We start from the raw sequence: 11,630 nt of genomic DNA on the forward strand, positions 1-11,630 counted from the left end.
TCCGGCCTCCTCTACCGTGGGCACATCGGGCAGGACCGGCAAGCGCTGCGCTGTGGTCACTGCCAGCGCCTTCAGGCTGCCGGCCTTGATGTGCTGCATCGACGAAGGCAGGTTGTCGAACATCACGTCGGCGTTGCCGCTCACCATGTCCATCACCGCCGGGGCCGAGCCGCGGTAGGGGATGTGCGTCATGAAGGTGCCCGTCATGGTCTTGAAGAGCTCGCCTGCGAGGTGGATGGAGGTCCCGTTGCCGCCGGACGCCATGTTGAGCTTGCCGGGGTGGCGCTCGGCGTACTTGATGAAATCCGCCACGCTTTCGATGTTGAGCGCCCTCGCCTTGGCGGCGTTCATCTCCATCACGTTCGGCACCGCGGCCACGAGCGTGATCGGCGCGAAGTCCTTGACCGGGTCGTAGGGCAGCTTGCGGTAGAGCGCCCGGTTGATGCCATGCGTGCCCACGGTACCCATCAGCAGCGTATATCCGTCGTTCGGCGATCTGGCGACGATCTCCGTGCCCACGTTGCCGGAGGCACCCGTGTGGTGTTCGACGATGAACGGCTGCCCAAAGGCCCTGGACAGTTCCGGCGCCATCGCCCGCGCGAGGATGTCGGTGGTGCCGCCGGGCGGGAAGGGAACGACGATGCGTACGGGCTTCTCGGGCCAGGTGCCTTGGGAAATCGCGGAGCTTGCAGCCATCAGCAGCGTGGCCGCAGCGGCGAAGCCGATCGCCGTGCGGCGGGACGCAAGAATCGAAGGTTTCATGCTGGATTCCGCCTCGGTGCAAAGTGCCGAGTTTCACATTCCGTGCCGCGTTTGCCCAGCTATAGTCAAACCCGCATGCAACCCGCCAGCCTTGCCAGAGCCAAGATCCAGGCGCCTCGCTTCCGCAGGGGACTGATTGAACGCCGCGAGCTCGAACAGCAGCTCGGCAACGCACTGACAAGCCGCCGCCTGGTGCTGCTCGTGGCGCCCGCGGGCTACGGCAAGACGGCCGCGCTGTCGCGGCAGCTGCAACGGCTTCCCGCAGCCAGCGCCGTCGCCTGGCTCAGCGCGGACGAAGAAGACGATCTCCACCGCTTCCTCTCCCACCTGATCGAAGCGCTGGAGCCCCTGGACCCACCGTGGCGCCTGGCCCCAGAGGCCCTGTTCGAGCTGGAGGCCCACGGCAGGCTGCGCGAGGCGGCGGCCGCATTGGCCGGGACGCTCGAGGCAACCGACACGCCGGATCGAGGCCTGATCGTCCTGGACGATGTGCACGCCGTCCCCGACCCGCGCGTGTTCGAGTTCCTGGGGCACCTGATCGAAGAGCTCCCGCAGAACTGGACGCTTGTCATCGCGTCGCGCGTGGAGCCCCCGCTGGCCCTCGGGCGCTGGCGCGCGCGGCGCGAGGTGGCCGAGTTCGACGAGACGATCCTGGGCTTCACCAGGAAGGAAGTGCAGGACCTGTGGCGCCATGCCACGGGGCGAGACGACCCCGAGCAGGCGCAGCGCCTTCTCGACCAGACCCAGGGCTGGGCCGCAGGCCTTTGCCTGAGCCTCGAAACCTCGGCGCGATCGGCCGCGGCGGCGCCGAAAAGCGTCTGGCACAACCGCCGCCACCTGTTCGACTACCTGGCCAGTGAAGTCTTCGATCACCTGCCTCTCGAACTGCAGGAGTTTCTCCTGCGCTGCTCCTTGCTCCCCGAGCTCACGGTGCAGCGCTGCGAACGGATCGACGGCAATCCCCGCGCGGCCCGGTTGCTGGAAGAGCTCGAGTGCCGCCGGCTGTTTGTCTCCGTGCTCGACAGCGAGGAGCTGACGCTGCGCCTGCACGACCTTTTCCGCGATTTCCTGGAAGAGCGCCTGCGCCAGCTCCATCCCGAGGAGGTGCCGGCGCTGCTGCGCCTTGCCGCCGAAGGCGAAGCCGACCCGGTGCGCCGCACGCTCATGTATTTGCGCGCGGGCGCCTGGGACGATGCCCAACGGAGCCTGATCGAGGCAACAGCAGACATGCTGGCCGGCGACAAGGGCGCCCAGGTGATTCGCCTCGTCGAGCAGTTTCCCGCCGACATCCAGGCCCGGTCGCCCGTGCTGGCCTACGTCCGGGGCTGGTGCGCCTGGCCGCACTACCAGTACGGCGCGGTGCGCTCGGCCATGGAGCACGCCGCGAGCGGCTTCGATGCACTGGGGCGGCACGACGACGCCCAGCGCGCCCGGGCCATGCAGGCGCTCGCGATTTTTTTCTGCGGCCAGATGGAGGAGGCCCGGCGGCTGGGCCAGGCTGTCCGGGCCCGGCCCATGGACCTGGAAACCGAGATCCTCAGCGAGCTCCTCGATTTCTGGTACGAGGCCTACCACGGCCCGGTCGATGGTCCCGGCAATCGCCTTGCCAGGATGGTCGACTTGCTGATGCAAGGGGCCAGCGCAGAGCTGTGGTTTCGCTGCATGCCCCGCATCAATGTGCTCATCAGCCGCCCCGGCGTGAGCACACAGCTCCAGCGCATGGTCGATGGCGCCAGGGCGGCCACGGGCGAGGGGCACTGGTCCCTCCAGGCCAGCGTGAACCTGCTGGAGGTCTGGCTGTTTCTCTGGCAAGGCAGGGTCTCCGAGATGGAGGCCGCGTTCCAGAGGATCCAGGAAGATTCCCAGTGGCTGGGCCAGCCTGCAGGTTTGCGCATTCGGCTGCTTGCACTGAAGGTCAACTACCAGGTGATCTGCAACGACAGGGATGCCGTGCGGGCGACCGGCGATGCCATCGCCGCGCATGCCTCCCTGCTGGACCACTCCAGCGACCTGGCCGAGATCGTTCTCAGCAGCGCCACGAGGTCCTCTGCCGCCGTCGAAGACTGGCCGGCCGTGCGCATGCGCTTGCCCGTCCTGGCCGAGCTGGGCTGCAGGAACCCGAGCATGCAGATGTTCATGCGCACCTTCAAGGCGCAGTTGGCCCTGCAGGAAGGTCGCCTCGGCGACGCCCTGGCGACGCTTCGCGAGTTGGTGACGAAATCGGCGCTGCTCGACACGAGCTGCCTCGACGCCCTGGTCCGAACACGGCTTGCACTCGCCGAGCTCGCCGATGGCTCGCCAGCAGCAGCCTGGCGGGCGATGGCGCCGCTGGTCGAGCGGGTGGTGGCCAGCGGCAATGTCGGCCAGGTCCTGATCACGGGCGTGCCGGCTCTGACCGAGCTGTCGCTCGCCTCCTGGGGCACTGCCGCGCCCAAGGAAGGGGTGGCGACCTTGCGCCAATGGGTCGAGACCGCGCAGCGGTTCAAGGCCGGCTCGCAGCAGGCTCCGCGGCCCTCGGCAGCCGACAATGCCGGCCTCAGTGCCAGGGAACTCGAGGTCCTCGCGCTGCTGGCTGATGGCCAGAGCAACAAGCTGATCGCACGGGCCCTGGACCTGAGCCCGCACACCGTCAAGCGCCACGTCGCGCGCATCCTCGACCGGCTCGACCTGTCTTCGCGCATGCAGGCGGCCCAGTGGTACCGCACGCGTTTCGGCACCTGAGGCCTCCCCTGCCGCAGGGCTGTGATCGCTATCGCAAACGATCGTTCGCAGGGCTATAGTCCGGCTCACCCATGCAATCCGCCAGCCTGCGGGTCATCATCACCCAAACCTCGTGCTCGAAGAGAGGCGTTTGATTTTCATTCTTTCCGAATGAGAGGCACACCATGGAGACATCGATGATGCGCAGATCTTTAGTGGCCGCCGGTCTGGCGGCACTGCTGGTTTTCCCGGCCGCCGCACAGGAGCCCTACCCCAGCCAGCCGTTGAAGCTGATCGTGCCCTACCCTGCGGGCGGCGCCACCGACGTCATCGCGCGCACGATCGGGCAGAAGCTGCAGGAAGCGTGGGGGCAACCCACGCTGGTGGAGAACCGGCCTGGCGCCGGCGGCACCATCGGCAACGGCTTCGTCGTCAAGGCGCCGCCCGACGGCTACACCGTGCTCATCGGGATCAGCTCAATGATCCAGCAGCCGTGGCTCATGGAAAAGCTCCCCTACGATCCGTTGAAGGACCTGGCGCCCGTCACGATGATCGCCCGCAGCCCGAACATATTGGCCGTCCCGGTGGACTCGCCAGCGAGCGATCTGAAGAGCTTCATCGCGATGGTCAAGGCCAACCCCGGCAAGTACAACTTCGGCAGCTACGGCGCCGGCACCTATGCGCATCTCCAAGGCGCACTCTTGAACATGCAGGCCGGCATTGACCTGCTGCACGTGCCTTTTCCTGGAAGCTCGCAACTGGTTACCAACCTGATCAGCGGCCAGCTTTCTTCAGCCTTCGTCGACAGCGGGTCCGCCCGACCACATCTGAAGTCGATCCGCCCGCTGGCGGTCACCGGCGTCGAGCGCATGCCCAGCTTGCCGGACGTGCCTACCTTCGCCGAGTTGGGCTTTCACTCCTTCGATCGCTATGGCTGGTTCGGCGTGTTCCTGCCAGCAGCGACGCCGATCCCGGTTGTGCAGAAACTGGCAAACGAGATCGATCGCATCCTGCACCTCCCGGAGGTCACCGCCAAGCTCGAGGCGCTGGGCCTGCAGGTGACAGGCGGCACACCGGAAGAGTTCCAGAAGCTCGTGCGCACGGACGCGGCTCACTACGCCCGAATCATCAAGGATGCGAACATCCGCTTGAAGCCCTGATTTCTGCAGGCGGCCATCGGCCTGCGCCAAAAGCGTCGGGGCAGACTGAAGCAGCCTTGCCTGTGAACTTCTGCAGCTTCTGCTGGCGGGTGATCGCTGCGGTACGAAACCGTTGCGATACGAACCATTGTTTGCGCAGCTATAGTGGTTTCACCCATGCAGTCCGTCAGCCTCGCCAGAGCCAAGATCCAGCCGCCCCGTTTCCGCAGCGGCCTGCTCGAGCGCAGCGAGCTCGAGCAGCAGCTCGGCGACGCGCTGGCGAGCCGACGGCTGGTGCTTCTGGTGGCACCGGCGGGCTACGGCAAGACGGCCGCTCTGTCGCGGCAGTTGCAGCGGCTTCCCGCGGGTTGTGCTGTCGCCTGGCTCACCGCCGACGAGGACGACGATCTCCAGCGGCTCCTGGCCCACCTGATCGAAGCGCTGGAGCCGCTGGATCCACCATGGCGCCTGGCGCCAGAGGCCTTGCTCGATCTGGTGGACCAGGGCCGCTTGCGCGAGGCGGTGTCGGCCTTGCGCAACACACTCGAAACCACCGACACGCCAGACGGCGGCGTGATCGTGCTCGATGACCTGCATGCCGTCGCGGACCCGCGCGTCTTCGAGTTCCTGAATCAGCTGCTCGAAGGCTTGCCACCAAACTGGACACTGGTGATTGCCTCGCGCGTGGAGCCTCCGTTGGCCCTGGGCCGCTGGCGGGCGCGGCGGGAAGTGGCCGAGTTCGACGAGACCGCGCTGAGCTTCTCGAAGAAGGAAGTACAGGATCTGTGGCGCCATGCCACGGGCGAGGCCGACCCCGAGCAGGCAGATCGCCTGCTCGAGCGGACCCAGGGCTGGGCCGCCGGACTCAGCCTGAGCCTCGCAGCATCGCAAAGGTCGGCCGCCACGGCGCCGATGGATGCGCGGCACAGCCGCCGCCACCTGTTCGAGTACCTGGCCACCGAAGTCCTCGAAGATCTGCCGGGCGAACTGCAGGGATTTCTGCTGCGCTGTTCGTTGCTGTCTGAACTCACGGTGCCGCGCTGCGAGCAGATCAGCGGCAATCCACGTGCGGCCAAGCTGCTGGAAGACATCGGGCGCCGCCGCCTGTTCAGCTCGGTGCTCGACAGCGAGGAACTGACGCTGCGCCTGCACGACCTCTTCCGCGATTTCCTGGAGGAGCGCCTGCGCCGGCTCCATCCCCAGGAGGTGCCGGCATTGCTGCGCCTTGCCGCTCAAGGCGAGACCGACCCCGTGCGCCGCACGCTCATGTACTTGCGCGCGGGCGCCTGGGACGAGGCGCAGCAGGGTCTGGCCAACGTGGCTGCAGACATGCTGGCCTGCGACAAAGGCATCCAGGTGATGCGCTTCATCGAGCAGTTTCCAGCTGATATCCAGGGGCGCTCCCCTTTCCTGTCCTATGCACGTGGACGTTGCGCCTGGCTGCAATACCGATACCGTGCAGTGCGGTCGGACATGGAGCATGCTGCCGCCGGCTTCGACGCACTGGGGCGCCACGACGACGCGCAGCGCGCTCGGGCGATGCAGGCAATCGCCACCTTCTTCTGCGGCTTCATGGAGGAAGCCCTGCGCTTGAGCAAGGTGGTCCGCTCTCGCCCGATGGATCTCGAAACAGAGACGCTCAGCGAACTGTTCGACTTCTGGTACGAGGGCCACCATGGCCCGCTCGACGGCCCCAGCCAACGGCTTGCCAAAGTGATCGACCTGCTGCGGCAAGGAGGCAGCGCCGACCTGTGGTTTATTTGCATGACCCGCGTCAACTCGCTCATCAGCCGGCCTGGCGTGAGCGCACAGATCCAGCGTTTGATCAAAAGCGCCAAGGCGGCTACAGACGACACGGACTGGTCCCTGCAAGCCAACGCGAACCTGATGGAAGGTTGGGTGCTTCTCTGGCAGGGCAGGTTCGCCGAACTGCAGGTCACGTTCCAGAGGATCGAAGAAGATTCCAACTGGTTGGGGCAGCCTGCGGGCTTGCGCATTCGACTGCTGGCACTGAAGGCCTATTACCAGGTGATCTGCGACGACGAGGAGGCCGTGCGGGCGACCCGCGACGAAATCGTCGCAGAGGCTTCCTTGCTGGACGGCTCCAGCGATTTGCCCCTGGTTTTCCGGACCGTCGTCGTGAGAGTCTCTGCCGCCATTGGAGACTGGCAGGCCGTGCGCACGCACCTGCCTGCGTTCCAGGTCGACATTGACCATGAGAGTCCGACCATGCAGATGTTCGTGCAAACCCTCAAGGCGCAGTTGGCCTTGCAGCAAGGGCGAGTCGGCGAGGCGCTGACGATGCTTCGCGAGCTGTCGACAAGATCGACGATGCTCAACACGACCAGCCTCGATGCCACGGTACGGACCCAGCTCGCGCTTGCCGAGCTCGCGGATGGTTCGCCGACTGCCGCCTGGCACGCGCTGGAGCCCTTGATCGCGCGCCTCGCGGCCAGCGGCAATGTGGGCGAGATCCTGACCACGGGCTTGCAGAGCCTGACCGACCTGTCGCGGGCCTCATGGGGTAGTGTTCGATCCAGCGAGGCATTGGCGACCTTGCGCGGTTGGGTCGAGACCGCGCAGCGATTCAAGATCCGCTCAAGAGAGGGGACGCGTACCGTGGCAACCCAGCAGGGTGCAGGCCTCAGTGCCCGGGAAGTTGAAGTCCTCGCATTGCTGGCAGAAGGCCAGAGCAACAAGCTGATCGCAAGGGCCCTGGACCTGAGCCCGCACACGGTCAAGCGCCATGTCGCGCGCATCCTCGACAGGCTCGACCTGGCCTCGCGCATGCAGGCTGCCCATTGGTACCACACACGTTTCGGCACCTGAGGCGCCCCGGCGCAGGACCGCTACCGTTATCGCAAACAGCGGTTTGCGGGGTAAGTTGGCAGGGCTATAGTCAGGTTCGCCCATGCAGTCCGCCAGCCTCGCCAGAGCCAAGATCCAGACGCCCCGCTTGCGCAGCGGGCTGATCGAGCGCAGCGACCTCGAAGAGCATCTCGGCGACGCGCTCGCAACCCGTCGCCGCCTGGTTCTTGTCGTCGCGCCGGCAGGCTACGGCAAGCCACGGCGTGATCGTGCTGGACGACCTGCATGCTGTCGCGGACGCCCGCGCGTCGCCACGTGGCGCGCATCCTCGACCGGCTCGACCTCGCCTCACGCATGCAGGCTGGCGCCTGGTACCGCACTCGCTTCGCGGGGCTCCAAGCAATGTATTCAGTTCGCGAGCCCCTTCGAAGGAGACACACATGAAGACATCCATGATGCGCGGGCTCTGTGTGGCAGCCTGGCTGGTAGCGCTATTGGGCGCCCAGGCCCTCGCGCAAGACCCCTACCCTAGCCGGCCGCTGAAGCTGATCGTGCCCTTCCCCGCCGGCGGCAGCACCGACGTGCTGGCGCGCATCATCGGGCAGAAGCTGCAGGAATCCTGGGGCCAGACCACGCTCGTGGAGAACCGCCCTGGCGCGGGCGGCACGCTCGGCAACAACTTCGTCGCCAAAGCGCCGCCCGATGGCTATACCGTGCTCATCGCCATCTCGTCGATGATCCAGCAGCCGTGGCTCATGGAAAAGCTTCCGTACGATCCGTTGAAGGACCTGGTGCCCGTCACCATGATCGCGCGCAGCCCGAGCATCCTTGCGGTGCCGCTGGACTCGCCCGCGAGCAACCTGCAGAGCTTCGTCGCGATGGTGAAGCGCCATCCCGGCAAGTACAACTTCGGCAGCTACGGCGTGGGCACCTACTCGCATGTCCAGGGTGCGCTCTTGAACATGCAGGCGGGCATCGACCTCACGCACGTGCCTTTCCAGGGCGGTCCACCGCTGATCACCAATATGATCGGCGGTCAGCTCGCCTCGGCCTTCATCGACAGTGGCAACGCCCTGCCGAACCTCCATGCCATGCGCCCATTGGCGGTGACCGGCACGCAGCGCATGCTCGCCTTGCCCGACGTGCCCACCTTCGCCGAGCTCGACTATCACTCCTTCGATCGCTACGGGTGGTTTGGGGTGTTCCTGCCCGCTGGAGCGCCGGCGCCGGTGGTGCGGAAGCTGTCGGACGAGATCGACCGCATCCTGCGCCTGCCGGAGGTCACCGCGAAGATCGAGGCGATGGGCCTGCAGGTGGCGGGCGGCAAATCGGAAGAGTTCCAGAATGTCGTGCGCACGGATGCCGCCGTCTACGCCCGGATCATCAAGGATGCGAACATCCGCTTGACGCCCTGACTTGGGCAGGCCGCCATCGGCCATTACGACGATTGTTCGCACGGCAATAGTAATTTCGCTCATGCAGTTCGCCAGCCTCGCCAGAGCCAAGATCCAGACACCCCGTTTCCGCAGCGGCCTGATCGAACGCAGCGAGCTCGAACAGCGCCTCGGCGACGCGCTGGCGAACCAGCGGCTGGTGCTCCTGGTAGCTCCGGCGGGCTACGGCAAGACAGCCGCCCTGTCGCGGCAGTTGCAGCGGCTTCCCGCGGGCCGTGCGCTCGCCTGGCTCACCACCGATGAAGACGACGATCTCCAGCGGCTGCTGGCCTACCTGATCGAAGCGCTGGAGCCGCTGGATCCTCCATGGCGCCTGGCGCCGGAGGCCTTGCTCGAGCGGGTGGACCAGGGCCGCCTGCGCGAGGCAACGTCGGCCTTGCTCAACACACTCGAAGCCACCGACACGCCGGGCGGCGGCGTGCTCGTGCTGGATGACCTGCATGCCGTCGCGGATGCGCGTGTCTTCGAGTTCCTGAACCAGCTGCTCGAAGGCTTGCCGCCGAACTGGACACTGGTGATTGCCTCGCGCGTGGAGCCGCCGCTGGCGCTCGCGCGTTGGCGGGCGCGGCGTGAAGTGGCCGAGTTCGATGAGACCGCGCTGAGCTTCTCGAAGAAGGAAGTGCAGGACTTGTGGCGCCATGCCACGGGCGAGGACGACCCCGAGCAGGCAGATCGCCTGCTCGAGCGGACCCAGGGCTGGGCCGCCGGACTCAGCCTGAGCCTCGAAGCATCGCAAAGGTCGGCCACCACGGCACCGATGGAAGCGCGGCACAACCGCCGCCACCTGTTCGACTATCTGGCCGCGGAAGTCTTCCAGGATCTGCCGGCCGAACTGCAGGCGTTTCTGCTGCGCTGTTCGTTGCTGTCCGAACTCACCGTGCCGCGCTGCGAGCAGATCAGCGGCAACCCGCGCGCGGCCGAGCTGCTGGAAGACATCGGACGCCGCCGGCTGTTCAGCTCGGTGCTCGACAGCGAGGAGCTGACGCTGCGGCTGCACGACCTCTTCCGCGACTTTCTGGAGGAGCGACTGCGCCGGCTCCATCCCGAGGAGATGCCGGCGCTGCTGCGCCGCGCGGCCCAGGGCGAGGCGGACCCCTTGCGCCGAACGCTCACGTACCTGCGCGCGGGCGCCTGGCAGGAGGCCGAGCAGAGCCTGGCCGACGGGACGGCGGACATGCTGGCTTCCGACAAAGGCGGCCAGGTGATCCGCATGATCGAGCAGTTTCCTGCCGACATCCAGGCCAGCTCCCCCGTGCTGGCCTATGTCCGGGGCTGGTGCGCCTGGCCGCGCTACCAGTACGGCGCGGTCCGGTCGAACATGGAGCAGGCGGCGGCCGGCTTCGACGCACTGGGGCGGCATGGCGAGGCGCAGCGCGCCCGGGCGATGCAAGCCGTGGCCATGTTCTTCTGCGGCCACATGGCGGAAGCCCGGCGCCTGAGCCAGACGGTTCGCTCCCAGCCCATGGACCTCGAAACCGAGGCGCTCAGCGAACTGTTCGACTTCTGGTACGAGGGCCATCACGGGCCGGTGGAGGGACCCGGCAATCACCTTGCCAATGCGATCGACCTGCTGGAAAAAGGGCGCAGTGCGGAGCTGTGGTTTCGCTGCATACCCCGCGTCAATATGTTCAGCAGCCGCCCCCGCGTGAGCGAGCAGATCCGGCGCATCGTCAACGGCGCCAGGGCCGCCACCGTGGACGGCCAGTGGTCCCTGCATGCCGACGCGAACCTCATGGACGCCTGGCTGCATCTCTGGCAGGGCAGGTTGCCCGAGTTGGAGGCCGCGTTCCAGAGAATCGAAGAGGATTCCCAGTGGTTGGGCCAGCCCGCTGGTTTGCAGGTTCGGCTGCTGACGCTGAAGGTCAACTATCAGTTGATCTGCGACGACACGGACGCTGTGCGCGAGACCCGCGACATGCTGGCCGCGCATGCTGCATTGCTGGACCCATCCAGCGATCTGCCTCTCCAATACCTTGCCATCGTCGTGAGGGCCTCTGCCGCCATCGAGGACTGGCCCAGCGTGCGAATGCACTTGCCTGCACTCGCGGTCAAGGTTGGCCATGAAAGCCCCTGCATGCGCATGTTCCTGCGCAGCATCGAGGCTCAGCTCGCATTCCAGGAAGGGCGCGCCGGTGAAGCGCTGAAGACGTTTCGCGAGCTTGCCGCCAGCTCTGCCGAGTTCAACACGATGTTCCTCGATGCCATGGTCCGGACACGGCTTGCGCTCGCCGAGTTGGCCGATGGTTCGCCGGCGGCAGCCTGGCGGGCACTGGACCCGCTGATCGAGCGCATCGTGTCCAGCGGCAATGTGGGCCAGGTCCTGGTGACGGGCGTGCGGGGCCTGAACGAGCTATCGGCCGCCTCATGGGGAGGTGCTGCCTCGGAAGAAGGACTGGCAATCTTGCGCGAATGGACCGCGATTGCGAAGCGGTTCAAGGCCCGCACCCAGAACAAGCCTTACGACCCGGCAGGCCAGCAGAGTGCAGGCCTTAGCGCCCGGGAACTCGAAGTCCTCGCGTTGCTGGCCGCCAGTCAAAGCAACAAGCTGATCGCCAGGACCCTGGACCTGAGCCCGCACACCGTCAAGCGCCACGTCGCTCGCATCCTCGACCGGCTCGACCTGTCTTCGCGCATGCAGGCGGCCCATTGGTACCGCACGCGTTTCGGCACCTGAGGCGCCCCGGCGCAGGACCGCTACTGTTATCGCAAACAATCGATTGCGGGGCTAGTTGGCAGGGCTATAGTCAGGTTCGCCCATGCAGTCCGC

6 protein-coding genes are annotated in these 11,630 nt (G+C 66.5%); 5 read left to right on the plus strand and 1 reads right to left on the minus strand.

Annotation, left to right across the window (positions count from 1 at the left end; all coding sequences use genetic code 11):
* Positions 1 to 762, minus strand: a 762-nt coding sequence (locus APY03_RS23910) for a Bug family tripartite tricarboxylate transporter substrate binding protein (protein WP_443082843.1), incomplete at its 3' end; no start/stop codon positions are given.
* A 75-nt stretch (positions 763 to 837) separates the two neighbouring features.
* Between APY03_RS23910 and APY03_RS23915 the strand changes: the two genes are divergently transcribed.
* From APY03_RS23915 to APY03_RS23935, 5 genes are all read left to right on the plus strand, one after another.
* Positions 838 to 3,483 (plus strand): helix-turn-helix transcriptional regulator, encoded by a 2,646-nt coding sequence (locus APY03_RS23915; protein WP_068680738.1) that lies wholly within the window; start codon positions 838 to 840, stop codon positions 3,481 to 3,483.
* A 164-nt stretch (positions 3,484 to 3,647) separates the two neighbouring features.
* Positions 3,648 to 4,622, plus strand: coding sequence for a Bug family tripartite tricarboxylate transporter substrate binding protein (locus APY03_RS23920; protein WP_068680740.1), 975 nt, complete (start codon positions 3,648 to 3,650; stop codon positions 4,620 to 4,622).
* A gap of 156 nt (positions 4,623 to 4,778) precedes the next feature.
* Positions 4,779 to 7,430 carry a LuxR C-terminal-related transcriptional regulator gene (locus tag APY03_RS23925; protein WP_068680742.1) on the plus strand — a complete coding sequence of 884 codons (2,652 nt, stop codon included), beginning with the start codon at positions 4,779 to 4,781 and terminating at the stop codon, positions 7,428 to 7,430.
* Between the two features lie 419 nt (positions 7,431 to 7,849).
* Complete coding sequence (locus APY03_RS23930) at positions 7,850 to 8,824, plus strand: Bug family tripartite tricarboxylate transporter substrate binding protein (RefSeq protein ID WP_068680744.1); 975 nt, start codon at positions 7,850 to 7,852, stop codon at positions 8,822 to 8,824.
* Between the two features lies 1 nt (position 8,825).
* Positions 8,826 to 11,537, plus strand: a complete 2,712-nt coding sequence (locus APY03_RS23935; RefSeq protein WP_146039369.1) for a helix-turn-helix transcriptional regulator — start codon at positions 8,826 to 8,828, stop codon at positions 11,535 to 11,537.
* Positions 11,538 to 11,630 lie beyond the last annotated feature (93 nt).

This window comes from Variovorax sp. WDL1, assembly GCF_001541225.1.
Classification (GTDB): Bacteria; Pseudomonadota; Gammaproteobacteria; order Burkholderiales; family Burkholderiaceae_C; genus Variovorax.